Origin of the sequence: Mesorhizobium sp. M0998, assembly GCF_040318885.1 — a bacterium.
Taxonomy (GTDB): Bacteria; Pseudomonadota; Alphaproteobacteria; order Rhizobiales; family Rhizobiaceae; genus Mesorhizobium.
The window spans coordinates 45,534-69,632 of sequence record NZ_JAMYND010000023.1 but is presented as its reverse complement, the minus strand read 5'-3'; the positions used below and the strand labels follow the sequence as shown (position 1 = coordinate 69,632).

The 24,099-nt window shown below is 60.8% G+C and carries 20 protein-coding genes; 6 read left to right on the top strand and 14 right to left on the bottom strand.

Translation table 11 applies throughout. From position 1 onward, the window contains the following. Window positions 1–33 precede the first annotated feature (33 nt). From hsdR to NKH59_RS21375, 4 genes are read left to right on the top strand one after another with little or no spacing between them, the layout of a single operon-like run. Window positions 34–3,531, top strand: coding sequence for a type I restriction-modification system endonuclease (hsdR, locus tag NKH59_RS21390; protein WP_353022965.1), 3,498 nt, complete (start codon window positions 34–36; stop codon window positions 3,529–3,531). Then, a complete protein-coding gene (locus NKH59_RS21385; RefSeq protein WP_353022963.1) occupies window positions 3,531–4,997 on the top strand; it encodes a class I SAM-dependent DNA methyltransferase in 1,467 nt (488 codons plus the stop codon). The genes hsdR and NKH59_RS21385 overlap by 1 nt, the downstream gene beginning before the upstream one ends. Next, window positions 4,994–6,328 (top strand): restriction endonuclease subunit S, encoded by a 1,335-nt coding sequence (locus tag NKH59_RS21380; protein ID WP_353022961.1) that lies wholly within the window; start codon window positions 4,994–4,996, stop codon window positions 6,326–6,328. The genes NKH59_RS21385 and NKH59_RS21380 overlap by 4 nt, the downstream gene beginning before the upstream one ends. A gap of 9 nt (window positions 6,329–6,337) precedes the next feature. After that, entirely contained in the window at window positions 6,338–7,258 is a 921-nt protein-coding gene (locus NKH59_RS21375) for a restriction endonuclease (protein ID WP_353022960.1), read from the top strand. A gap of 160 nt (window positions 7,259–7,418) precedes the next feature. Here the strand turns inward: NKH59_RS21375 and NKH59_RS21370 are convergent, their stop codons facing one another. Then, a complete protein-coding gene (locus NKH59_RS21370) occupies window positions 7,419–8,816 on the bottom strand; it encodes a ParB/RepB/Spo0J family partition protein (RefSeq protein ID WP_353022959.1) in 1,398 nt (465 codons plus the stop codon). A gap of 242 nt (window positions 8,817–9,058) precedes the next feature. Next, window positions 9,059–9,697: a recombinase family protein gene (locus NKH59_RS21365; RefSeq protein ID WP_353022957.1), complete on the bottom strand. Its 639-nt coding sequence runs from the start codon at window positions 9,695–9,697 to the stop codon at window positions 9,059–9,061. Between the two features lie 194 nt (window positions 9,698–9,891). Here NKH59_RS21365 and NKH59_RS21360 point away from each other — a divergent pair, with 194 nt between their 5' ends. Next, complete coding sequence (locus NKH59_RS21360) at window positions 9,892–10,635, top strand: hypothetical protein (RefSeq protein WP_353022955.1); 744 nt, start codon at window positions 9,892–9,894, stop codon at window positions 10,633–10,635. Between the two features lie 140 nt (window positions 10,636–10,775). On the opposite strand, the gene NKH59_RS21355 is transcribed toward NKH59_RS21360, so the two are convergent. From NKH59_RS21355 to NKH59_RS21320, 8 genes are all read right to left on the bottom strand, one after another. After that, on the bottom strand, window positions 10,776–11,564 hold the full coding sequence (locus NKH59_RS21355) for a DUF4145 domain-containing protein (RefSeq protein WP_353022954.1): 789 nt from the start codon (window positions 11,562–11,564) through the stop codon (window positions 10,776–10,778). Between the two features lie 344 nt (window positions 11,565–11,908). Beyond that, a complete protein-coding gene (locus NKH59_RS21350; protein WP_352473554.1) occupies window positions 11,909–12,280 on the bottom strand; it encodes a DUF4087 domain-containing protein in 372 nt (123 codons plus the stop codon). Between the two features lie 78 nt (window positions 12,281–12,358). Then, window positions 12,359–12,859, bottom strand: a complete 501-nt coding sequence (locus tag NKH59_RS21345) for a hypothetical protein (RefSeq protein ID WP_352614725.1) — start codon at window positions 12,857–12,859, stop codon at window positions 12,359–12,361. A gap of 115 nt (window positions 12,860–12,974) precedes the next feature. Beyond that, complete coding sequence (locus NKH59_RS21340; protein WP_352473552.1) at window positions 12,975–13,382, bottom strand: lysozyme inhibitor LprI family protein; 408 nt, start codon at window positions 13,380–13,382, stop codon at window positions 12,975–12,977. 100 nt (window positions 13,383–13,482) lie between these two features. Next, entirely contained in the window at window positions 13,483–15,777 is a 2,295-nt protein-coding gene (locus NKH59_RS21335; RefSeq protein WP_353022953.1) for a lysozyme inhibitor LprI family protein, read from the bottom strand. A 39-nt stretch (window positions 15,778–15,816) separates the two neighbouring features. Beyond that, window positions 15,817–16,737 (bottom strand): Do family serine endopeptidase, encoded by a 921-nt coding sequence (locus tag NKH59_RS21330; RefSeq protein WP_352683976.1) that lies wholly within the window; start codon window positions 16,735–16,737, stop codon window positions 15,817–15,819. Window positions 16,738–16,850: 113 nt separating this feature from the next. After that, window positions 16,851–17,291 carry a hypothetical protein gene (locus NKH59_RS21325; protein ID WP_352473549.1) on the bottom strand — a complete coding sequence of 147 codons (441 nt, stop codon included), beginning with the start codon at window positions 17,289–17,291 and terminating at the stop codon, window positions 16,851–16,853. Between the two features lie 35 nt (window positions 17,292–17,326). Continuing rightward, a complete protein-coding gene (locus tag NKH59_RS21320; RefSeq protein WP_352614715.1) occupies window positions 17,327–17,716 on the bottom strand; it encodes a hypothetical protein in 390 nt (129 codons plus the stop codon). A gap of 777 nt (window positions 17,717–18,493) precedes the next feature. Here NKH59_RS21320 and NKH59_RS21315 point away from each other — a divergent pair. Continuing rightward, window positions 18,494–18,880, top strand: a complete 387-nt coding sequence (locus NKH59_RS21315; RefSeq protein WP_352822486.1) for a hypothetical protein — start codon at window positions 18,494–18,496, stop codon at window positions 18,878–18,880. A gap of 139 nt (window positions 18,881–19,019) precedes the next feature. On the opposite strand, the gene NKH59_RS21310 is transcribed toward NKH59_RS21315, so the two are convergent. The 4 genes from NKH59_RS21310 to NKH59_RS21295 all read right to left on the bottom strand — a co-directional run bounded on the left by NKH59_RS21310 (window position 19,020) and on the right by NKH59_RS21295 (window position 24,002). After that, a complete protein-coding gene (locus NKH59_RS21310; RefSeq protein ID WP_353022951.1) occupies window positions 19,020–20,660 on the bottom strand; it encodes an ABC transporter substrate-binding protein in 1,641 nt (546 codons plus the stop codon). Between the two features lie 330 nt (window positions 20,661–20,990). Beyond that, entirely contained in the window at window positions 20,991–21,983 is a 993-nt protein-coding gene (locus NKH59_RS21305) for an alpha/beta hydrolase (protein WP_353022949.1), read from the bottom strand. Window positions 21,984–21,999: 16 nt separating this feature from the next. Continuing rightward, a complete protein-coding gene (locus tag NKH59_RS21300) occupies window positions 22,000–22,677 on the bottom strand; it encodes an isochorismatase family protein (RefSeq protein WP_352458179.1) in 678 nt (225 codons plus the stop codon). A gap of 20 nt (window positions 22,678–22,697) precedes the next feature. Continuing rightward, window positions 22,698–24,002 (bottom strand): M24 family metallopeptidase, encoded by a 1,305-nt coding sequence (locus NKH59_RS21295; RefSeq protein WP_352458178.1) that lies wholly within the window; start codon window positions 24,000–24,002, stop codon window positions 22,698–22,700. Window positions 24,003–24,099: the final 97 nt, after the last annotated feature.

Below are 24,099 nucleotides of genomic sequence, written 5' to 3'. Positions count from 1 at the left end.
GGGAAACTGTGCAAACATTGCTCTGGGGGAGTAATGAGCGGCACGTCCAATTTCCTGTTTCTGACGGTTCACGACCAGCGTCTTGCCACGCTCGGGGCGTTAGCCGAACGCTATTTCCAGGACGACCCCTCCACCGCGATCTTCAAGTTGCGGCAGTTCGCCGAGCTGATGGCCAAGCTGATAGCCGCGAGCCATGCGGCCTATCGCGACGAGCGCGAGAGTTTCAACGATCTGCTTCGGCGGTTGTCCTATGAGCGTATCATACCGAGGGAAGTCGCCGACCTCTTCCACGCGCTGAAGAACGTCGGAAACGACGCGGCCCATGAGATCAAGGGCTCTCGCAGCAAGGCCCTGACCGCCCTGAAAAATGCCCGGTCGCTGGGTGTCTGGTTCCACCGTACCTACGGCGGGCAGCCCGGCTTCAATCCCGGCCCCTTCGTTCCTCTTCCCGAGCCGGTCGATGCCACTGCACCGTTGCTTGAAGAGATCGAGGCGCTGCGCCGCAAAATCGCGGAGAGCGAAGAGACTATCACCACCGCCCGCCGCGACGTCGAGCAAATCCGCGTTCGCGAGACCGTTGAGGAGCGGTTCAAGCGCGAGGCCGAGGAACGGGTGGTGTGGGAGCAGCTTGCCCACGAGAGTGAGGCCGAGAAGTCGGCCCTTGTCGCTCGGCTTGTAAGCCTCCAGGCGGGGCTGGTGGTCCCGTCTCTCCAGGGGTTCAACGAGGCGTCCACTCCCTTCCTCGCCTTCGAGCATCCGGAGAGCGAAACCGAGAAAGTAGCACTCGCCGCCAAGCTCGCAAGCATCCAGGCCGAGGCCGCAGCCGCACCACGCTCCGAAGTAGCCGAACTGATTGAACGCGGCGAGGAAGCCGCCACGAAGATCGACCTCGACGAGAGCCAGACCCGCGCCCTTATCGACCAGCAGCTTCGGGATCGCGGCTGGGAAGCCGACACCAAGGCACTTCGCTACAGCGTCGGCGTCCGCCCAGCCAAGGGCCGCAAGATGGCTATTGCCGAGTGGCCGACCGCCAGTGGTCCGGCCGACTACGCTCTCTTCATCGGCACCATGCTCGTCGGGGTCGTGGAAGCCAAACGCCAGCGCAAGAATGTGTCGGCAGCAATCGACCAAGCCGAACGCTATTCGGCCGGGATCAGCGACAGCGGCGACTTCGTCTTGGCGGGCGGGCCGTGGGGCGCGCATCGCGTGCCGTTCGTCTTCGCTGCGAACGGGCGCTCGTATCTAAAGCAGATCGAAACCGCAAGCGGCATCTGGTTCCGGGACACGCGGCGTAGCGCCAATCACCGCCGCGCGCTGGTGGACTGGCTGACGCCGGAGGGCTTGGCCGGGCTTCTGGAGGTCGATCAGGACGCCGCCACCGGCGCCTTGGAGATCGAGCCGTTCGAGTTCGGCTTCCCGTTCCGGTCCTATCAGGAAGCGGCCATTCGGGCCGTAGAGACTGCCTTGGCAGCCGAGCAGCGCTCGATGCTGGTGGCGATGGCGACCGGCACCGGCAAGACCAAGCTGGCCATTGCACTGCTCTATCGCCTGCTCTCAGCCAAGCGCTTCCGCCGCATCTGCTTTGTCGTCGACCGCAGCGCGCTCGGACACCAGACCGAGGGCGAGTTCTCCACCACCAAGGTTGTATCCGGCAAGACCTTTGCCGAAATCTTCGGCCTGAAGGGATTGGATGACGTGGTGCCCGAGCTGGAAACGAAGGTCCACATCTGCACCATTCAGGGGCTGGTCAAGCGCGTCCTGTTCGCCGACACCTCCGAAGCCCCGCCGGTCGACCAGTACGATCTGATGGTCATCGACGAGTGCCATCGAGGCTACCTTCTCGACCGGGAGATGTCGGACGCCGAACTCAGCTTCCGGGGCCAGGACGACTACATCTCGAAGTACCGGCGCGTGTTGGAGTACTTCGACGCGGTCAAGATCGGACTGACCGCCACGCCCGCGCTGCACACCACCGACATCTTCGGCGACCCGATCTTCCGTTACTCCTACCGCGACGCTGTCGTCGACGGCTACCTGATCGACCACGAGCCGCCGATACGCATCGAGACGGCGCTGGCGCGGGCAGGGATCAAGTTCGAGAAGGACGAGCAGCTCGACCTCCTGAACACCCTGACCGGCGAAGTCGACCTTGCCCACGCCCCTGACGAAATCCGCTTCGAGGTGGACCAGTTCAACAAGCAGGTGATCACGCCGGAGTTCAACCGCGTCGTCGCCGAGGAACTGGCGAAGCACATCGACCCGGCCTTGCCCGGCAAGACGCTGATCTTCGCCGCCACCGATGCCCATGCTGACGTCGTGGTGAGCGCAATCAAGAAGGCGTTTGCCAAAGCCTATGGCGAGATCGACGACGCAGCGGTGAAGAAGATCACCGGCAGCGTGGATAAGGTGCAGAACCTGATCCGCTCGTTCCGCAACGACGCCAATCCGCAGATCGTGGTGACGGTCGATCTGCTCACCACGGGCATCGACGTGCCGAAGATCGCCAATCTCGTCTTCCTCCGCCGGGTCAACAGTCGCATCCTGTATGAGCAGATGATCGGGCGGGCGACGCGTCAGTGCCCAGAGATCGGCAAGGACGTGTTCCGCATCTTCGATGCCGTGGACCTCTACCCGCATCTCCAGGACCTCACCGACATGAAGCCGGTCGTGGTCAATCCCTCGATCACTTTCGAACAGCTCGTGCGCGAACTGGTCGAGGCGACCGAGGATGCCCATCGCAACACGATCCGCGAGCAGCTTGCCGTGAAGCTGCGCCGTCGCCTGAAGAAGCTGCCCGAGGAGGCCCGACAGCGGTTCGAGGCGGTTGCGGGCGAGAGGCCCGAGGCAATGCTGAGGCGCCTATTGGCCGACGATGCTCCGGCCCTAGCGGAATGGCTGAAGGATCGTTCCGCCGTTGGCCCGATCCTGGACTGGCAGGGCGATGGCGACAACCCGCGCTTCGTCCCGATCTCGCACCATGCCGATGAGGTCGTGGCCGTCAGCCGTGGCTATGGTGAGGCGACGAAGCCACAAGACTTCCTCGACGGTTTCTCCGCCTTCGTTCGTGGCAACGTCAACACCATCGCCGCGCTGAAGCTGGTCGTGACGCGCCCACGGGATCTGACCCGCGCCGATCTGAAGGAGCTTCGTCTTGCGCTCGACCGCAACGGCTACTCCGAAGCCAATCTGCGCCGGGCATGGGCGGACGCGAAGAACCAGGAGATCGCGGCGTCGATCATCGGTTTCGTCCGACAGGCCGCCATCGGTGATCCGCTCATGCCTTATGAGGATCGTGTAAGGGATGCCATGCGCCGTATCATGGCCAGCCAACCGTGGACCGAGCCGCAGAGGCAGTGGCTGAAGCGCATCGGCGAACAGATCGAGAAAGAAGTGCTGGTTGATCGGGAGGCTATCGACAAGGAGCCGTTCATCAAGGATGGAGGGTTCAACCGGCTCAACAAGGTGTTCGGTGGCGGCCTCCAAACCCTGCTCGCCGAGATCAACGAAGAAATGTGGAAGAAGACCGCCTAATGACCAGCACCACCGACATCGTCGCCAAGCTCTGGGGCCTTTGCAACGTTCTTCGTGACGATGGTGTCACCTACAACGTGTATGTAACCGAACTGACCTTCCTGCTCTTCCTGAAGATGCTGGAGGAGACTGGACGTGAGAACCGCCTGCCGGACAACTATCGCTGGAGCCTGCTCGCCAAGCGCGAGGGCATGGAGCAACTCGACTACTACAAGTCCATGCTCCTCGACCTTGGGAAGGCCAAGGATGGGCTGGTTCGCGCCATTTTCATCGACGCGCAGACATGTCTCCGCAAGCCGACCAATCTCAAGGCGCTGACCTCCAACATCGACCAGTTGGATTGGTTCTCGGCCCGCGAGGAAGGGCTGGGCAACCTTTACGAGGGCCTTCTGGAGAAGAACGCCTCCGACAAGAAGTCCGGTGCCGGGCAGTACTTCACGCCGCGCCCACTGATCGACGCCATCATGCGCCTCATGCAGCCACAGCCGGGCGAGACCGTGCAGGACCCGGCGGCCGGCACCGCTGGGTTCCTAGTCGCTGCCGACCGGTACATCAAGGATCACACCGACGACCTCTATAAGCTGCCACAGGCACAGGCCTTCTTCCAACGGCATAACGCATTCGTCGGTGCGGAACTCGTGCCCGACACGCATCGGCTTTGCATGATGAACCTGCTACTGCACGGCATCGAAGGCGGCGTGGACAACATCGACACGCTCTCCCCGGATGGCGAGGCGCTGCCCAAGGCAAACCTGATCCTGACCAATCCGCCGTTTGGCACCAAGAAGGGCGGCGGTCGCCCGACCCGGTCCGACTTCTCGGTGACGGCTGACACCTCGAACAAGCAGCTCGCCTTTGTCGAACACATCGTCCGCGCCCTGAAGCCGGGTGGCCGCGCTGCCGTGGTCGTGCCGGACAACGTGTTGTTCGAGGACAATACGGGCCGGCGCCTGCGCACGTGGCTGATGGACCTGTGCAACCTGCACACCATCCTGCGCCTGCCGACCGGCATCTTCTACGCCCAAGGCGTCAAGACTAACGTGCTGTTCTTCCAGCGCGGCAAGACCGACAAGGCCAACACCGCCGCCGTCTGGGTCTATGACATGCGAGCCAACATGCCGGCGTTCGGCAAGACGCGCCCGCTCACCGCCGCCGACTTCGCCGACTTCGAGACCGCGTATGGTTCCGAACCGAACGGCGGTGCCGAGCGCAAAGAACAGGGTGAGGACGGGCGCTGGCGCAAGTTCGGCCGCGAGGCGATCACCGCCCGCAACGATAATCTCGACATCGCATGGCTGCGCGACACCGAGACCGAGGCCGAGGAGGCGCTGACTGAGCCGGAGGACATCGCCGCCGCGATCATTGGCCACCTCCAGGCCGCGCTGCGAGAGATCGAGGCGCTGTCGGAAGAAATCGAGCCGGACAGCGTCGAGGAGGCCGCTGCCATCGCCGAGGCTGCGGAATGAGCAAATTGCCTGTGGGATGGGTTGAAAGCTCTCTAAATGCCGTCGCTTCGCTCAATATGGGCCAATCACCGCTAGGGGAGTTCACCAACAAAGAAGGACGCGGACTTCCGTTAATTGGAGGTGCAGCGGATTACGAAGACGATGCCCTCTCGCCCTCTCGACATACGAGCACACCAACAAAGGTTTGCCGCGCCGGAGACATCGTTCTATGCATCCGAGCAACCATAGGGAAGGCCGCATTTGCCGATCGCGAATACTGCCTCGGGCGAGGAGTAGCGGGGGTTCGCGCGCACGTCGAGCCGGCCTGGCTGCGGTGGAAACTTGTGGAGAGTGCCGATGCGCTTGATGCTGCTGGCGTGGGCACGACTTTCCGGCAAATCGACAAGCAGACACTGGAGAAGTGGCCTATCCGCTTGCCTCCCCTCCTCGAACAGCGGCGGATCGTGGCGAAGATTGAGAGCCTGACCGACAAATCCATACGCGCCCGCGATCAGCTCGACCACATTCCGCGCCTCGTCGAGAAGTACAAGCAGGCTGTGCTGGAGGCGGCGTTCCGTGGGGATTTGACGCGAGAGTGGAGGGAAGCGAGCAAAGCCAGCGATACTTGGAGCCTTGTGAGTTTGGATGAACTCGTCGACGAGGGGCCAACAAACGGTTGGTCGCCTAAGAGCGGACCAGATGCCACGGGTGCGCTTACCCTCAAATTGACGGCGACCACCTCGGGCATGATGCGACTGGACGCCGATGCCGTAAAGCGCATCTTCGAGAGCCCGGCTCGCACATCGAGTTACTGGCTAAGACCCGGTGATTTGCTCGTGCAGCGGGCCAACAGTCTTGAATACGTGGGCGCCTCAGCGATCTTTGACGGGCCTCCTAACACATACATTTATCCGGACTTGATGATGCGATTGCGCATCTATGATCACGACAAGCGGCGATATGTCTGGAGGTTCTTGAACTCGCCAAAGGCGCGTGAGTATCTCCAAAGGCACGCAACCGGCACCGCCGGCAATATGCCTAAGATCAGTGGTGCAACGCTTCGAGCACTGATTGTGCCGGTTCCGAGCCTTGATGCCGAATATGCGGAGGTCGTCCGACGCGTAGAAACCGCCTTCGCGTGGATCGACCGCCTTACCTCCGAAACGATCAGCGCCCACAGGCTGATCGACCACCTCGACCAAGCGATCCTTGCCAAAGCCTTTCGAGGCGAACTCGTGCCGCAAGACCCTACCGACGAACCTGCATCCGTATTGCTGGAGCGGATCGGGGCCGAGCGCGGCACCGCACCGAAGGTGAGGCGAGGACGAGGACGGCCGAGGCTTTCCTCGTAGGGCCGTAACATGACCATTCCCGATTATCAGTCGTTGATGCTTCCAGTCCTACGCCTTGCCGCCGAGGGCGAGAAGAGGGTTGTCGACGTAGTTGACCGTATTGCCGATGAGTTTGAACTGACGCAGGAAGAGCGGGAGGAAATGCTCCCCAGCGGTCGCCAGCGCGTCCTGCACAACCGCATTCACTGGGCGAAGTTCTACATGTCGAAGGCGGGCCTGATCACCTCTCCTCGTCGCGGACGGTTCATCGCCACCAGCGCGGGGCGCGAGCTGCTGGCCGGAAATCCGCAGCGGATCGACGTGACGATGTTAATGTCCAATACATCGTTCAGGGAGTTCTACAAACCAGAACGCGCTGATGACGAACCTGCGTCCTACCCCTCGCCAAATGCCGAGCCCGATGCCGCTACACCCGAAGAGCAGATCGAGGCAGCATTCCGCTCCGTTCAGCTCGCGTTGCGAGCCGAGCTGCTGGAACGCATTGCGCAAAACAGTCCAGCGTTCTTTGAGCAACTGATCGTCGACCTTCTCGTAGCCATGGGATATGGCGGGTCTCATAAGAATGCTGCCGAGCAGCTTGGCCGCTCCGGCGATGGCGGGATCGACGGTGTCGTGAACGAGGACCGGCTTGGGCTGGACAGGGTGTATGTGCAGGCCAAACGGTACGCCTCCACCAACACGGTCGGTCGCCCCGATGTGCAGGGGTTTGTCGGCAGTCTTGTCGGTCTGGGTGCAACCAAGGGCGTGTTTGTCACGACCTCTAGCTTCAGCCCTCAGGCGCGTGACTTCGTGAAGCATCTGTCGCAACGGGTAATCCTGATCGACGGCCAGACGCTCGCTGATCTTATGATCGAACACGGCGTGGGCGTTCGCTTGAGCCGCGCCATCGAGTTCAACCGGCTCGACGAGGACTTCTTCTCGGAAGAATAGCGGCCGTGCGGTGGAACTTATTCCCAGCGCGCCATGCGGGTAGCTTAGCTTCGTTGGCCGTCTTGTCGTGCCGGATTATGGGGTTCCAGCCGATGGATCGACAGCCCGTAATTTGCCTATCCAAAATGGACACGTAAGGACTGGATAGGGCGTAGGCTAGCTAGAACTCACTCTGCTCGTCGTCCTCCGGCAGGAAGTCCCGCAATTCAGCGACAACCTCAGGCAACTTGCGACCGAAATACGTCGCCAACGCCATCGCGGCGACCTCCGGATGCTTGGCCATGCTGGTTGAGAACTCCTTGGCGAGACGGTCCGCGAACCGCTGGGCCAGTTCCTCTTTCCATTGCTCGCGGTCACGGTCGCTCATCTCCTCAGCGGGCCCCTCTGCTGCCTCACGAGCCCGCCACCACGAAGGATAGTTGAACGCATCTTGCCTGAGCCTCTTACGAACGGCCCGCATGTTGCCGACTTGCGCTACTGACACACCGGCCGCTTTGGCGATCTCGGCCTTGCTGTGCTGATCGAGTTGAACGAGCCGCCAAGCGTAGTCCTGGCGCTCACGCGAAGCCATCGGCAGCTTCACCTGAGAGTTTGCCCTTCCGGCCTCCAGCACGGCTTCCTGCGGCGTCCCTTGGAAGTACTGCACAGGGATGCCGGCAACGGTTCCTACCCGCCGGTACGCTTCAATTCGATGATGACCGTCAACGAGAACCGCCCTCGGTCCGACCGGCAGGACGGTCACGGGTTCAACCTTGCCAAAATTCTGAATGGTTCGAGCAAGGTCACCTATGTGCTTCTCGCTGATCTCGCGAGGCTGGAACAGTTCCGGCATGAGCGTTATTTCGTCGAGTGCCAGTTCAGCCGGTCGAACGCGTTGTTGCTCAACTTCAGTCGCCGACACCAACTCGGCCAGGAGCCGCGCGGGTTCAAATGAGCTATCGTTGGTCGCGGTTTCGTTCATAGCCGCCGTCGCATTTCCATCCATCACTTTGAACCTATGCTCGTCGCGGGGAGGGCTTTGCGCCGATGCTCGACAAGAAGCTCGCAAGCCTTCTCCAGCGCCTCCCCAATGTGCCTCAGCCCTTCCACGAGGCCTCGGGTACACGTGCAGTTCCTTCGCGGTCGGCCCCTCGCCCCATCGCTTGTGCGTGCCAGAGGCCATCCTGTGGACGAGCTTGGCGGCTTGCACCTGCTTGAACTCAGCTTTGTGGTCCGCCTGTGGGTCGTCCCTTATGATCATCTCGACGGCGAGCCATGCAGCAACGACCCGGCGCGGATCAACGTTGGCCTTCCGCAGCCTCGCCCAAGCCGCTTTGGCGCGATCTTGAGGAGACAGCCCGCGCAGCCGAAAGGCCTCCATGTGAGGCCCTGCGGTCCGCAGAAGCGTTGCCACGCGGTCGACCGCATTGGCCACGTAGGTGTCGCTCTGGCTCGCCTCAAGCCATGCCTGGGCGGCGCTTCGGTACGGGTTGATCTCCCGCGCGCCGTAGGACGCTTTGTAGGGGCTCCCGTGACGCGCGTAGTGATCCGCATGGGAACGGCAGAACCGCGTGTCCAAGCCGTCTCCTGTGCCTGCACGGGCCGGCCTGCTGCATCCGACCACCCGGCATCGGGTAAACATCGCGCTGGGCTCATTCGCCCGGCCCTTCACTTCGGCCTTCCGCTCGCGCTTGGCCGCCCAGTTCGTCGACATCACGTTCCTTCAAAATCGCCACCCCGCATCAGCGGCCGGGCATGCGTCTACAGCAGGGCACACCACCGGGACAACGGAGAATGCGTCCCGGCCTCGATTACTCAACGTCAGGGATTGGTCGAAAGTTCAGGCGTAGGTGCAAGGCGCTTCGCCAACCTCGCCAGCGTCGACCGAGAACAGTTGGTGGCCCGAACGATGGTGTTCCAGCTCTGCCCCTTCCGCAGCATTTCCAAGATGGCCTCATTGCGCTCTGCATCCTCGGGTCGGCCCTTCATGCGGCCCTCGGCCTTCGCCTTTGCGATGCCCTGAGCCTGCCTGCGGCGACGGTCGTCATAGTCCTTGCGGGCGATGGCGGCGAGCATGTCGAGCAACATCCCGTTGATGGCGTCGAACATCCGCCCGGTGAAGGCATCTTCGGTTTTGAGCATCATGTGCGAGGTCGGCAAGTCCAGCGCCACGACCTTGACCTCTCGGTCCGTGATCTCGCGCTTGAGCTGGTCCCAGTCCTTGTCCGTCAGGCGGCTCAGGCGGTCGACCTGTTCGGTGAGCAGGATGTCGCCGGGCTTGCTGTCCCTGAGCAGCCGGAACAGCTCTGGCCTGTGCAGCGAAGCCCCGCTCTCGTTCTCCTCGTAGGTGGCGGCGATGGTCAGCCCTCGCTCCCGGCAGAACGCTTCAAGGTCCTCCCGCGCACGCCCTGCGTCCTGCTCCTTGGTCGAGGCTCTGAGGTAGGCTCGAATGAATGACATAGCGCGCGCTCCGGTTCGGTTTGACTGGTTCGCTAATAGATGGTTCGCTTAGGGTCGTCAAGTGGCATTTATCGAACCAGCCTCAACCCGGTTCGGCAGCAGCACACCCAAAGGAGACTTGATGAACGCGGCTGTTCAAATCACTGCCACGGCAGGGGCATAATCGGAGGACTGCGCCTGAGGAGGATGATGCGATGAGAGAAGACGAACGCATTTCGGACGTTAAGGAGCTCCTCTTTGCCTATGTGAAGAGCCCATCCCTGCGCCACATCCGCGACCCCTATTCGCTGATCAGGTTGGCGCAGGAGATCGTTAGGCGCATTGACCGGGGCAATTCGATCTGGAGGAAGTGGGACGGGCAACGCGAGGTCCTTCTCAAGTCCGCCCTGGGCTGTTGGATACCAGTCGAGGCTCTGCGCGATTTCATCAACGAGATGCCGGGGCCACAGGTTACGACGACAGACGTTAGCCAGCGGCTGAGAGCGTTCGAGGACGAGGAATACTTCTCGTACCCAAAAGAGGAGCTGCGCCCTGGGTGTCTCGCGCTCTACGAAAGGGAAAGTGCCGAGGGTACCGAGCTTCCTGCTATCATCGGCCTACTCAGAGACCACGTAGAACGGGAAGAGGAGCGGCTTCGGGTAGAGCAGGAGGAACGGTACAGGAGATTGCGTGAAGAGGACCGAATGGCTCGCGAACAGCGGCTCCTGTCAGGCGCAGACTGCAAGTGGACGCAGCTCCAGAAATCTCCTCACTGGTTTTGCCGCGTCAATGGCAGGACATACCGCCTCTCACCGACGAAGGACAAAATGTGGAACCTCTGCCGCGTAAATTCGGTCTCGGAGGAGGACGAGAAGGGCTTGATAGGCAAGTACCGACGGCGCGGAGACGCAACGAAGGTGATCGCTCAAATGGCTTATCAGCCGGAGCCAAGATGGTAGCTGCCCGGAGCAGTACCCAAAAGGCCAGCGGATTAGGCGACGCTCTCTGGATTTCTTGGCGGCTGCGGGTCGTGGAACCGTTGGGGGGTGGGGGGTGTTCGCGCGTTCTGGCTATCCGATGAGGGCCGGACAGATTTTTCTCAGAAATTCCGACCCTCGGGCCTGCCCTCAAAGGCTACTTCGGAGGTCTTCAGTGCGGCTTTTGCGGCGACCTTTTGACGACGCTCCTTGATGTGTTCCAGCTTCTCGGGCGGAATTTTGTCGATGAGGTCTTTGAGTGCCGCCTTCTCGGTGATAGCCCAATTGACGATCAGGCTGGCCAAGCGAAACAGTATCGCAACGGTCTTGCCGTCGTCAGAACCGTAGAGCTTTCCGGCATGAAGAGCCTCGTTGCCAGTCAATCTGACGACGTCCATGGCTATGATGATCTCGTCAGGAATACCCTGCTGCTCAAGCACCTCCATGGCGCTCTCGAACTTGTCCTTACCGGTGATGGTCTTGCAGAGGCCCTCGACGCACATTCGAAGCAGCGCTGCGGATGCTCTGGGGCTTGCAGCGGCGATGGATGCTGCCTCCTCGAAATCCCGCTGCAATTCCGGCGGCAAGTCGGCTGGAACCTGATACGCGCTTACCTGAGCCGGAAAGACCAGTTGGCTTTCGAACCACAGACACTTAGCGTTGCATGCCTCGCACGTGGAAATGCCAAGATCGCTAAGGGCCTCCTCCGTCTTCACGTAGCTTGTCGCGGTCTTTCTCAACCCCTTTCGATACACGGTCGCCCAAGATTGCGCGGCGACCACGTCGCACCGGGGGCATTTGAACTTCGTCCTTCGAAACTCGGGTTGGTACTCAATTCGAACCCCAGGCTCGCGAAGACCGGTTGCGACCACTTCTTCTTGAACTGCGGGCGACGACGGAAATACAGCCATTTGATAGTCCCCAATTTCGAACGACTAACTCTGCCTCCGGTCGGCGCTGCAAGCAATCATCCAACGGGCAAACCCACTTCACCAACCCCAGGCGGATAAAGCCAGGCTTGTTTGTGATACAAAACCTCGCTACAAAGCGACCAACGGCGCTGGCTTAAGCGCTTGATTTTTCTATCCTAAGAGGACTGAACAAGCCGGTCCTCTTCTGGGCACCAAATTCCCGTTTCGAACCGATTGATGCGGTTTCAGAGACCCAAGAAAAAGCCCGGTTTGCCGGGCTTTTTCTTGATCCAATGCTCTAAGCTGCCTACCGTCAGCCATGGTATCCACAAGATATCCAACAATTATCCGTCCGGGTTAGGCAGCGATCTGTCGTTGCGACAGCGCAGCAGCGGAAGGATTTGGCCCGAGATCACTCTGGTGATCTTCTGTTGCTTGGCGTTGGTTACGACGTTCATGCACGCACATCCGTAGCCGTGACCCGAACCAGGCACATTGGTCTCGACGAATTGCCGCTCGTCAAAGGCCGGCACATTGTCGATGCCCTTGGGATCCGGGCGTCCCTGCATCTGGATCCACCAATCCCCGTCACTGTCGGTCAGGACGAGGTTGCCGGGGGTCGGGCTGGAGTACCAGCCACAACGGCGCTCGGCATGGGCGGCTGCAGACAAGGACATGATAGCCAGGCAGACACAGATAGCGAACAGTGGGCGCATGAATATCTCCTCCCTGAAGTAGGTCAGGTCGTGCCGCCGATCCGTTGGCGCCGGGGACGCGCATGACTTTTGCGAGCCTTATGGCTTCAACTTCGTGTCCACATGTTCTTCGATCAATCCGCAATGAAGCGTCACGGGCGCCCTTTGGACGTTGCTGAGTGGACCGTCGATGAAATCGCAGCCGAGCAGATTGACCGAGCTGCTCTTGCGCGCCGACGCAACGTTGACGTTGACATCGGGAGGGCCGGCAAGCCAGTCGAGACGCTTTGCGTCGACCTTGGCGCCGCTGATGCGGGCGTGGCCGCCTGTGCCCGGTATCTCCACCTCTTCGTCGTGCGGTGTGAGATCGATCAGGCCGACTTCGTTGGCGTGCTTCGCGGCGCTCGGCTTTGGGTCGCCGTAATAGGAGGCGAAGACGACGATTCCCTCCTTTTCAGCCGCGAGCTTGGCGGCTGCTTTCTTGGACAGCGTGACGTTGACGTCGAAGCCCATGTCATCCTGGGCTGTTGCCGGCACGGCAGATGCCAGCAGCACAGATGCCGCAATCGCCATTGCGAGCGATGATCCGCAGCGTTTCACAATCCACCTCCTTCAAGTCCCCACGCAGTGATGATGTCCCTCGCATTGTTCATATCTGGCAGCGACGTCATGCTCGCCGCCGGCTTCATCATGATCAAATAAGTTGCAGCACGTGTCAGTTCGCGGCCGGAACGGGGCAACTCAGATCGCCTTCCTTGCAATTCAGGTAACCCTCGAAGGCTTTGACACGGGATTGCGTCAGGCCGTCCATGCATTGCGCGATGAGCATCGGTATTACGCTTCCTCCGGCCGATCCAGCAGTCTGAAAACTGCACTCCGCGTCGCGAAACTTGCCCCAATCCCGCTGTGCCTGAACAAGAAGCTTCTTGGTATCCGCATCGTCCTTCAGGCGGGCTTCGATCTGCTTGTAAAGCTCATTGAGCTTCTTGTCGGATTTCTGGAACTCGGCACCGAAGCACTGATTCATGGTGGCCTGATCCTTGGCATCGGCGCACTTGTCCTTGGCAAGGGCGAATGTCGGCGCAGCCAGAACCACGGCAGCAGTCAATATCGCTATTTTCATCGATTTCCCTTTCCGATTGCAGTCAAGCTCTTAAGTTGCTCAGCCCTGCCCTATGTTCTCGTCAGCTGTCCGTTATTGCCACGATCGGCCCATGGCCCGATTATCTGGTTTTCATTGGATCAGCTTTGCCACCTTCGGCGACCGTGACGTTGCCGACCTTTCCTGAGCCGGTCAGCGTGCCGCCCTCCTTGACCATGACTTCGCCGGAGACCTCTCCGTCAACGACAAGCAGTCCCGAGACGGAAACGTCACCGGTCAAAGAGCCGGTCACGTGCAACTCCGCTCCCGCCACCACTTCCGTCATGCCCGAATATTTGTTCTTGCCGCTCAGCGTCAGCTTGCCACCGGCAACAACGAGGCCGCCGCTGTCGCCGGCGTCATCAAAGTCCGCGATGGTTCCATCAAATTGCCCGTCGGCTGCTGTCAGGATCAGTCTGCCCGCGCCCAGATAGACCTCGCCTTTACCGCCAAGGTTGCGAATGGCCGTATCGTTCAGGGAGTGCGCCACTCCCCAGGGCTTCAGGTGGTTTCCTTTCTGATCGATGTTGAGCACACCGTCGACTATGACGCGCGAGGAATGCTCGATGCTGCCCGGCCCGGCCAGAGTAAGATAGCCATCGGCCGCGATGTGGGTTGTGCCCGTGTAGGTATTGGCCCCGGTCATGCGCACGTCCGCGTCCTTCTCGATCGTGAAGTCGCCGGCGCCGAAGATGTTCCCGGCCAATCCGAGCCATCCGTCGCTGCCCATTTCGCCGTTCACTCGGTTGAGCTGCACTTGATCCTTGACAGCCGCGTCTGTCGTAAAGTCGGCAGCGCTGACAAAATAGGGTGAATAGGCGGTTGTTTTGTTCTCCAGATCATACATCACGGAATTGGACTGAAAGAAGGGTAGGCCGACCCAAATTCCATGGCCTCTCTCCTCATCGCTTTGGCGATCGATAACGACATCGCTGTATTCCCTGTTGTTGAAACTATCGTCAAATCCAAAAAACTTGAAGTTTATTATGCCAGAACTGTATTTATCAATTTTAAAACCTTTCGACTTTAGCTTATTTAAAGTATCTTCATTCGTAATATGAACAAATGTCGCTGTTCCTGTATCCAATAAGACGGGTCCGCTGAAATCAACCGATTGCTTCTTTCCCTTATGGTCAAAAGAAATCGTATAACGGTAAGACCCTTCGTACTCATTGGATGCATTCGCGCCTGATCGCGGGAATCGTCTCTGGTAAGCCTGAAAATCCCCTTCGCCCCACGGCGTCAGGGCCGTAAACTGGGATCTCAGACTGGGGGACAAATTCAGCGTCAGGCACGGACCGCAGCCCGGTGTCGTCTTCCTTTTTCCAAGATTTGCATTGGCAGAGACCACATAGCCGCTTCGGGTTTGACCGCCGGGGGCACTGGTCTGGTCTCCTGGAAAGATAAAATCGGCGGCTCCAAAGATGCCGTAAAACGTCGTCGAACCACCGGGTTCGCCTTTCTGCATTCTCTCGCGCGCATTAAGATCCGCATAGACTGGCGTATCGCCGTATTGACCAACGGGCTTCTGCATCAATTTCACATCCTCGAGGTCGCCGAAACCCTTGGTGTAGACGTAATCCACCACCCGAGCAGCGCTAAAGCCGCCGTCGAAGGTTACGACAGGCTCCCACGCATCATCCGGATCGTAAAAAGACAGGCTGTCGAACCGTACCTGTTGTACCCAATCGCCATAGGTGCCGTCACCATAGGCGTACATTGCGGGCTTGCTGCCGGGCACCGGCTTTACGCCAGGGACGCTCGAATCGATCTCCGCGTTGAACTCATCCGACCCGGTGTCGAATTCGAACAGACGAGGCTTGGCACTATTGATGCCCACCATGATCCCGAGTTTGTGACAACCACCGTCGGTTCCGTATTCCCTGACGTGTTGCAATGGAATAAGTATCGGGCCGGCAGCCTGGACAGGGACGGTCTCTTCGGCCACCGCAGGTGCGGCATGTGATATGTTCGCTGCCGGAACGGGGCAGCTCGGATCGCCTTCCTGGCATTTCAGGTAATCCTCGAAGTCTTTGACACGGGATTGCGTCAGGCTGTCCATGCACTGCGCGACGAGCATTGGCATTACACTTCCTCCGGCCGCTCCCACGGTCTGGAAACTGCACTCCGCGTCGCGAAATTTGACCCAATCGCGCTGTGCTTGAACAAAAAGCGTCTTGGTATCCACATCATCCTTCACGCGGGTTTCAATCTGCTTGTAAAGCTCGTTGAGCTTGTTGTCGGATTTCTTGGACGCGGCATCGGCGCACTCGTTCGCGGCGGCCTGATCCTTGGCGGCGTCGTAGCACTTGTCCTGGGCAAAAACGAAAGCCGGCATGGCCAGGACCATGGCAATGGTCAGCGTCGCGGTTTTCATCGGTTGACCTCTGTTTAGAACTGCCGGCCCGGTCGGCTGCTAGTTGGCATCGTCGTCGTTCGATCCGGCAGCGTCGTCGGTACTGTCATCCGTCGCATCGTCATCCGAGCTGATGTCGTCAGTGTCGGTGTTGTTGTCGCCATCACCACCGTCCGTTGGGTCTGCATCGTCATTCTGATCGCTCGAATCGTCCTGATCGTCGGAACTATTGTTGTCAGTGCTGTCATCCGACGCATCGTTATCCGTACTATCGTCGTCAGTGTCGTCGTTCTGATCGCTCGGATCGTCCTGATCATCGGAACTTTTGTCATCGGCATCGGGAGGAGACGTTTCTGCGTCCTGACTGGCGTCCCCAGGCTGCGAGTCGTCCCCGCGATAGCTTGTGTCATTGAGGCCCGTCTCCATCTCCTCGTCATACTCATCGACGATCTGCGTCCATTCCTCTCGATTGTCGACGCTCGTCCATTGGGAGATATTGTTGACCGAGATGTTGGTGTTGAAGTTGTTGACGGTGATGTTGGTGTTGACCTCGACGACGTCTGTGACTTCTGTCCCGCGGTTCACGCCAAACAGGAAACTGGTGGCACTCGCGGCAAGGGCGGCCCAAACGAACCTATCGACATCGCGCGGCGTCGAAATCGGCTGATGCCGCACTGTGGCAAGCACGTCACCCGGTCGGATGCCTTGCCGCGCGGCAACACCGTGGGGTGCAACGGCCAGGACATACACGCCGCGAAGCTTGGGCGGGATCTGGTAGCGGTGCCGAGAGGCGTGATTGATCGGTATCAGAACCGCGTTAAGAGCCCGGGAAACATAGGGTTTCGGCAGATCATATTTGCTGGCATACGCAACATTGATCGTGTGCGGGACAGCTACACTCACAACAGCCGTCATTTTCACTGAAGTTGCCAATGCACGGGCGAGCTGCATTATCAGTCTGGATTTTCGAACGGTTTGCATTTTGCACATCCTGCAGCTGATGATTGGAGTCGATCTCAGAGCCCCGGCGCCCCGGAGCGCTCACCAATCATTCTCCCCCTGCACCAACGGTCAGCGGCAATTTCCAGCGATCATCACCGTCGTTCCGTAACTTCCTCGGCAAAACACTTTGCCAGGTCTTGCGGCGCTCCGAGCTTCTTCGCCCAGGATACCAGTTCAGGTTTTTCCGACGGCTCGGCATAGCCGCCCCACACGTCGCGAAACTGCTTCTTTCCGTCGACTGTCTGGAAGAACATCACGCCGTCGTCGCTCACCGGCGTGGAGACGTAGGCGGCGCTCCAGCTGCCGCTCTCCATGATCGTGAAGAACTTTGCCTGAGCGGGCTTGAACTTATTGGTCATCGCCGAGACGACGAGAGGGGCATATTCCTGCTTGCGCGCCTTCGTCACTTCGACCTTTATACCGTCACAGGCGTTATTCGCAGCGAAAGCGGACGTCAGCGCCATTCCCAACCCCGCAAGGCCGACCATAACGATTTTGGCATGTCGCCGGACCAGGCCGCTGAATTCAGACATGATTGGCTTCCTCCTTGTTCGCGCCCCCGAGTCCGTTAATCGGAATCGTCATCGTCGGATGAATTGTCATCGTCCGGTGTATCGACCTCGCAGCCGATGCCGCGGCAGCCTTGGTAGTTGCCTTGCGTATCGAAGTTGGGATTGCCTTCTCTGTCGTACTGCGGTCTGTCGTCGATACTTTGATCCCCGTCATCAGGATCGTCGACTTTACATCCGAGCCCATGGCAGCCGATGTAACGGCCCCTGGTATCGAAGTTGGGATTGCCGTTCCTGTCGAACTGCGGCCGATAGTCAATCTGTCGGCCACCTTTATGGGGCCGATCAGCCAGGCAGCCCTTTCCGCGACAACCGCCGTAGTCGTCGGTGGTACAACCGGCGATCGCCATCAAAGCAGTGGCCAAGGTCGCATAGATTACGAATTTCATGATTCATTCCTCCGACTGGCTGGCGGCGGACATCGTCCATATCGGAAGGCCATTGCAGGCGGCGATCCCCGCTTTTGCCGCGAAGGCTGGCGCCAATCGGAGGAGGGCAAAGCTTCGCCGGCCATCAAACGAGAGCCAGGCTGTGGGCGATGCATTCGACGACTTAGCCGACGGTTGCCGTAGTCTCTTGCGTCGGGTCGAACGCTCCCGGCCGGGGCCGCCGCATTAGCGAGTGTCAATATTCCTCTCCATGCTTAGTGCCCCGTCCGCCCAAGCATGTTTCAACGATCCGCTGACGCGGCTGTGCTTCCAAGAAATGCATCCGTGTCAGCCTATGACAAGGACAAATCCCAATATCGCAGGATTGAATTTTGCAAATGCTTAATAATTCGGAATCAGCACGGGCTATCTTAGCAGATACTGAAATGTGACCAGCAGCAAGATTCCGGAATGCTTCCTTAGTTTTGTTCTCATTAAGCCGAGTTAGTACAAGCAATATTCTATGTTGTTGTGAATTTTGCGCCAGCTCTACAAAAAAGGCGCGACGATAGCACATCTTATACGATCGCCCTAATCGCGATCTATTGTAGTATTTTTTCGAACCCAGCCAACCGTTGCGAGGGCCGAAAGAAACGCGCCCCTTTGCCCGACTTTTCAACGCTGCGGAGTGCCAAATAGGGGCGCAGTGGGGGCGGCACATCCCACAAAAGCTCGCAGAGGCGGCTGCGGCCGACCGGATGCGGCGCCAGCGCCAGATAGGCGAGCAGCGCACACAGCTTGCGCGATTTTGGGAGCCGGCTGATCGACCAGAACATCGCGCAAGGGCATTATCTCGGCGCGCTGATCGCGGCCGAACCGGCACTCGCACTGGCGGCGCCGGTGAGCATCAACATCGTGTGCTTTCGCTACCGCGCGGACGGACTGGGCGGGGAGCGCCTGAAAGCGCTCAATACCGAGATCATGCTGAGGCTGCAGGAAGAAGGCATCGCCGCCATTTCCGACACGACGGTGCATGGCCAGCATAGCCTCAGGGTGGCGATCAACAACCACCGCACCCGGCGCGACGATCTGGACCTGCTGGTGCGGGAGACCGTGCGGCTTGGATTGGAGATTTCAAGGCGTGGCGTGGCTCTTCCTTCTCCCCTTGTGGGAGAAGGTGGATGAGGGGTGTTCCAGCTTGATACTGACGGCACTCCGTCCGCACCCCTCAACCGTCTTGGCGCTGCGCGCCAATCCACCTTCTCCCACAAGGGGAGAAGGAAGAAAGAGCGGCGCTGGCCCCGACAATTGGTCGTCTGCAAGGCTACGCCTCGAGCCAGACCTTCTCGAAATGCTGCTCGAGCGATTGGTGCTGCTCGCAGCCATGCACGCCCTTGCGGTAGGTGCGGTAGACCGAGCGCCAGTAGGGCTGGATGATGACGCCGGAATCGCGCAGATTCTGTTCGATCTTGGCCATGAGCTCCTTGCGGGCGCCGGGATCGGGCATCGCCAGCGCCTTGTCGAGCAGACTGTCGAATTCCGGATCGGCGTAGGCGGTCTCGTTCCACGCGGCGCCAGACTTATAAGCGAGCGCCAGCACCTGGACGCCGAGCGGCCGGCCGAGCCATTCCGTGCAGGAGAAAGGATATTTGCTCCAGTCGTTCCAGAAGGTCGCGGCCGGCAGCACGGTGCGCTTGATCTTCAGCCCGGCCTCGCGCATCTGCGCAGCGATGGCGTCGCCGGAGCTCTTCTGCCAGTCCACGTCGACCGAGATGAGTTCGTATTCGTGGTCGGCCTTGCCGGCCTCGGCGAGCAGGGCCTTGGCTTGATCAATGTTGCGGACGGCCGGGCCGATATCGGCATATTCGGGATGCATCGGCCCGACATGATGGTTCTCGGCAGGCTTGCCGCGGTTGTCCATGCCGATCTTCAGCACGGCGGCGTTGTCGACGGCGAGCTGGGCGGCGCGGCGCACCTTGATGTCGTCATAGGGCGGATTGCCGATATTGAACCGCGCGACGATGGTCGAGCCGGTGGCGATTTCCGAATTGCTCAGGCCCATGGAGTCGGTCTGCGCAACCGTGTCGGAGGCGGTTTCGTGATCGGTGTCGATCTCGCCCGATTCGAAGGCCGACAGCATCGCATTGGGGTCGGAGCCGTAGTCCACCCATTTGATGCCGTCGAGGTAGAACTCGCCCTTCCACCATGGCTTGTCTTTGCGGCGGACTTCGGCGCCGACCTCGGCGTCCCATGCCACGAGTTCGCAAGGCCCGGTGGTGATCGCCAATGCCTTCAGCGGATCGCCGTCGCCTTCATAGCTGCGGTGCATGATCAGCGCCGGGTAGTCGGCCATGCCGGCGATCAGCGAAATGTCGGGCTTCGGCAAATTGAGCCGCACGGTGACGTCGTCGACGCGCTCGATGCCGCCGTCGACGGGCTTCTTGGTATCGGCGTTGACCAGCGCGCCCATGCGCGCGGCGACTGAATTGCCGGCGACGGACGCATCACACCAGCGCGTCAGATTGTGGATCACGTCGTCGGCGTTGAAGGTGTCGCCGTTCGACCAGGTGATGCCCTTGCGGACATGCAGCGTCAGGACGCGGGCGTCGTCGCTGGTCTCCCAGCTCTCGAGCAGCCATGGCTCGAAGGTGAAGTCGCGCTTCCAGCGCACCAAATATTCGTTGCACTGGCGGGCGACGTTGGACATCTCGACGCCGTCGAAGGTGCGCGGATCCTTCCAGCCCTTGACGTTCATGGCAACGCGCAAGACGCCGCCGCGCTTCGCCTCCTCGGCCCTGGCCGGTGACGGAGCAAGCCCGCCAAGCGCCAGCGCGCCGGCAGCGCTGATACCGAGCGCAGCCATGGTGGCGAGATATTCGCGGCGGTTCATCTGGCCTTTCTTGAAGCCATCGGCGACGGGCTCGGCCTGCGGATGCAGTTTTCGATCGGTCAGCATGAACTTCATTGTCGTCATTCCCCTGTTGTTGGGCACCTCTGCCGATCGCCAAACGCGGGGGACGGATGCGATCGCCGGAGCGCCATTGCCTCGGGGATGATAGGGCGAGCGCCCGTGCGGGAGTGTTCGGACTTCCGCAGTTCTTGTGCGCTGTTCCGCAAGCGGAAAGTCCCCCTCACCCGGATCGCCAACCGAATTGCGAAGGGCAGTTCGGGGCAATCCGACCTCTCCCCCGGGGGACCCCCGGGGGAGAGGAGGTCGCCTGCGTTGATGCCCGGCTCTTCTCGCCAGCGGGGAGAAGGTGGACGCGAAGCGGCCGGATGAGGGGCCTTCGCAACCTCAGTAAGGCCAGTCGCCTTTGCCAAGCGCGGCGATGGCCGCAATGATGCGGGCGAAGGCTTCACCGGCGCGCGGAACGGTTTTGCGGGCGCGCAGGAAACTGTGCACCAGTCGCGGCTCCTCGCGCCACCAGGCGCGGCCGCCGGCGGCGAGGATGCGGTCGCGATAGGCCCCGCCGTCGGAGGACAGCGGATCGCACTCGGCTGTGATGATGAAGGTCGGCGGCAGGCCGGAGAAATTGCTGCCTCGGAGCGGCGAAAAGGTCGGACCGTCGGGCGACTGTGCCTTTGCGGAGCGCACGTTGCGATAGAATTCGATATCGCGCAACGTCAGCAGCGGCGCTTCGGCGTGCTCGACACAGGAGCCGGCGCTCTCTTTGCCAACTGGTTCCGGGCCGCCGAGCTCGGGATAGATCAGCACCTGGCCGATCGCATGGCGAGGATGGCGGTGTGTCGCCAGTGCCACCGCAGCGGCCAGATTGCCGCCGGCGCTTTCGCCGCAGAGCACTATCGGCAGGCCGGCCGTCGCCGTCGCCCATTCGAATACGGCCAGCGCATCGTCGAAGGCGGCCGGATGCAGATGCTCGGGCGCCAGCCGGTAATCGGCGGACAGCACGGCAAAGCCGGTGCCGGCGCATATCTCGGCGCAGATGTCGTCATGGCTGTCGAGCCCGCCAAGGACGAAGCCGCCGCCGTGATAATAGACAACCATCGCCTGCGGCGCCGTGCCCGCCATCTGGTAACGTCGGACCGGGATCGCACGGTCGCCGGCAGGAACCGCGCTGTCGCTGGCCTTGACACCAGGTGGATAGGGCTCGCGAAACGTCCGGCACATGGCATCATAGACCGCCCGCTGCCTGTCGATCGGCATGTAGACGATTTCGGGCGGATACCACTCGTTGACCCGATCGATATAGGCCCACAGCTCCGGATCGAGCAGCGTCTGGTATTTTCCGCGCCCTCTCGTTCCGGGTCGCTCGGCCTCGGTGATCATCGCTGCGCGATCCCGCTCAGAGTTCGGCGTAGAGCCGGGCAGCATTTTCATAGCTAAAGCGCAGCGGCACCGAGCCCTCGACCTGCCAGGCTTCGACCGTCTCGCCTGTCAGCAGCCGGCAGGCGCCGTCGGTGGTGGTGACGGCACCGCCATAGAGCCGGTTGGCAAGGTTGAGGATGGCCGTCTGGTGCATCGCCGTGCTGCCACTGCCGCAGGCATCCTTGACCAGCAGCACTCGAAACCCGAGCGCCACCGCATCCTTGACGGTGGCATCGATGCAGGCCTCGGTCCAGACGCCGGCAACGACCAGCCACTCGATGCCATCGGCCTTCAACCGTTCGGCGGCAGGCCCCGCGCGGAAGGCGCTGGCATCGGTCTTGACCAGCATCATCTCGCCTGGCGCCGGGCCTACTTCCGCGCAGATGGCAGTCAGCGGATCGTCCTTGTCGGAAAATGCCGACTTGCCGCTGGCCTCGACCGGGTGGAACGGCCGCGCCGTGGCGAGATCGACGATATAGGCCCAGTGATACAAAGGCACATGATTGGCTCGTGCTGCTGTCTGCAGCCGCTGGACGTTGGCGAGGATATCGCCATAGCCTTCGACCAGATAGCGCTTGTCCCGCCGATGCTCCTCCTGGAGATCGATAAACACCGCCGCCACCTTGCCGCGCTTGATCGAGATCGGGCTTTTCATGCAAAACTGCCTGTCAGCACTCAAACCTGCCTGTCAAGGAACTCGTCCTCATAAGGGAAGCGCGACAGAAGCTCGGTGCCGGTCTCGGTGATCAGGATCTCGTCCTCCAGCTTGACGCCCTCACGGCCGCCCTTCTCGCCGATATAGCTTTCGACGCTGACCACCATGCCGGGCACGATGACACCGTCGCGGCCATAGGTCTCGTAGTCCATGGCATGCGCGATGAACGGCGTCTCGCCATGCATGCCGACGCCGTGCATGACCGAGGTATAGCGCTGGTCGACGAAGCGGTCCGGTATCTTCCAGGCCTTTTCGGCAATCTCGCGAAATGCCATGCCCGGCTTGACGACCCCGATATTGTGCTGAACCTGGTCGTGCGCCATCTTGTAGAGCGACTTCTGGTAATCCGTCGGCCTGCCCGGGCCGCAGCGGAAGGTACGCGAGAAATCCGAATAATAGCCGTAGCAGCCGATCGTGTCGGTATCGAGCGCCAAGAGTTCGCCCGGCCTGATCTTGCGGCCGCTCGCCTCGTTGAACCACGGATTGGTGCGCTGGCCCGAGGTCAGCAGCCGGGTTTCGATGAACTCGCCGCCTTGCCGGATCACCTCGCCATACATGATGGCGAACAGGTCGTTTTCGGAAACGCCGGGCTTGATCGCCTCGCGCACGGCATAGACGGCGGCCTCGGCGCCAGCCATCGACACCTGCAGGCATTTTACTTCCTCGGGCGTCTTGACCGCGCGCACCGCCAAAATCTCGCCCTGGCAATCCCGCACCTCGCAGCCGCGCTTTTCCAGCGCCAGTGCCTGCAGATGGCTGCAGCGGTCAAGGCCGAGCTTCATCGAGCCGCCGCCATGCGCCTTGAGCAATTCGGCGATCTCATCGGCGAACGGGCCGGCGGTCTCGTCGTCGCGGCCCGACACCGATGACCAGACCAGCTTGGACGGACGCGCCTCGTCGATCGTGTCGAGCACCATCGAGACATGGTAGCTCTGCGGATATTCGAACAACACGATCGGCCCTTCGGTGGGGATGAAGAAGTAGCGCGTCGAGTTGCGCAGGAAATAGCCGAACATGTTGCGCGAGCCGGTGGCGTAGCGCTGGTTGTAGGGGTCGAACAAAACGACGCCGCCATAGCCGGCCTCGCGCATCCAGGCGCGCAGCCTGGCAAGCCGGCCCTTGCGCAGCGCGTCGGCGTCGATGAAGGACGGCTCGGTGTCCGACAGCCACATGCCGCCGGCCGGATCCGCCGCCGCCGGATGGCGCATGCGATCCCTAAAGTCGACATCCTCGGTGCTGTCGGGGTCAAAAACGACGATGCTCATGGGTGCCTCCTGGAAGCGGCGAGGATGGGCCATGCGCCGCGTAGAGGCTGTGCGAGATACCGCAGATGTTGTGCGAAATACCGCTTGAAGTCGTTCC

What these genes read in the sequence shown, in the direction of transcription:
- NKH59_RS21305 (WP_353022949.1), bottom strand. Translation starts at nt 21,983, where the DNA reads ATGATCACCGAGGCCGAGCGACCCGGAACGAGAGGGCGCGGAAAATAC.
- NKH59_RS21320 (WP_352614715.1), bottom strand. Translation starts at nt 17,716, where the DNA reads ATGAAATTCGTAATCTATGCGACCTTGGCCACTGCTTTGATGGCGATC.
- NKH59_RS21310 (WP_353022951.1), bottom strand. Translation starts at nt 20,660, where the DNA reads ATGAAGTTCATGCTGACCGATCGAAAACTGCATCCGCAGGCCGAGCCC.
- NKH59_RS21335 (WP_353022953.1), bottom strand. Translation starts at nt 15,777, where the DNA reads ATGAAAACCGCGACGCTGACCATTGCCATGGTCCTGGCCATGCCGGCT.
- NKH59_RS21340 (WP_352473552.1), bottom strand. Translation starts at nt 13,382, where the DNA reads ATGAAAATAGCGATATTGACTGCTGCCGTGGTTCTGGCTGCGCCGACA.
- NKH59_RS21380 (WP_353022961.1), top strand. Translation starts at nt 4,994, where the DNA reads ATGAGCAAATTGCCTGTGGGATGGGTTGAAAGCTCTCTAAATGCCGTC.
- NKH59_RS21385 (WP_353022963.1), top strand. Translation starts at nt 3,531, where the DNA reads ATGACCAGCACCACCGACATCGTCGCCAAGCTCTGGGGCCTTTGCAAC.
- NKH59_RS21355 (WP_353022954.1), bottom strand. Translation starts at nt 11,564, where the DNA reads ATGGCTGTATTTCCGTCGTCGCCCGCAGTTCAAGAAGAAGTGGTCGCA.
- NKH59_RS21325 (WP_352473549.1), bottom strand. Translation starts at nt 17,291, where the DNA reads ATGTCTGAATTCAGCGGCCTGGTCCGGCGACATGCCAAAATCGTTATG.
- NKH59_RS21375 (WP_353022960.1), top strand. Translation starts at nt 6,338, where the DNA reads ATGACCATTCCCGATTATCAGTCGTTGATGCTTCCAGTCCTACGCCTT.
- NKH59_RS21360 (WP_353022955.1), top strand. Translation starts at nt 9,892, where the DNA reads ATGAGAGAAGACGAACGCATTTCGGACGTTAAGGAGCTCCTCTTTGCC.
- NKH59_RS21350 (WP_352473554.1), bottom strand. Translation starts at nt 12,280, where the DNA reads ATGCGCCCACTGTTCGCTATCTGTGTCTGCCTGGCTATCATGTCCTTG.
- NKH59_RS21365 (WP_353022957.1), bottom strand. Translation starts at nt 9,697, where the DNA reads ATGTCATTCATTCGAGCCTACCTCAGAGCCTCGACCAAGGAGCAGGAC.
- NKH59_RS21300 (WP_352458179.1), bottom strand. Translation starts at nt 22,677, where the DNA reads ATGAAAAGCCCGATCTCGATCAAGCGCGGCAAGGTGGCGGCGGTGTTT.
- NKH59_RS21295 (WP_352458178.1), bottom strand. Translation starts at nt 24,002, where the DNA reads ATGAGCATCGTCGTTTTTGACCCCGACAGCACCGAGGATGTCGACTTT.
- hsdR (WP_353022965.1), top strand. Translation starts at nt 34, where the DNA reads ATGAGCGGCACGTCCAATTTCCTGTTTCTGACGGTTCACGACCAGCGT.
- NKH59_RS21330 (WP_352683976.1), bottom strand. Translation starts at nt 16,737, where the DNA reads ATGCAAACCGTTCGAAAATCCAGACTGATAATGCAGCTCGCCCGTGCA.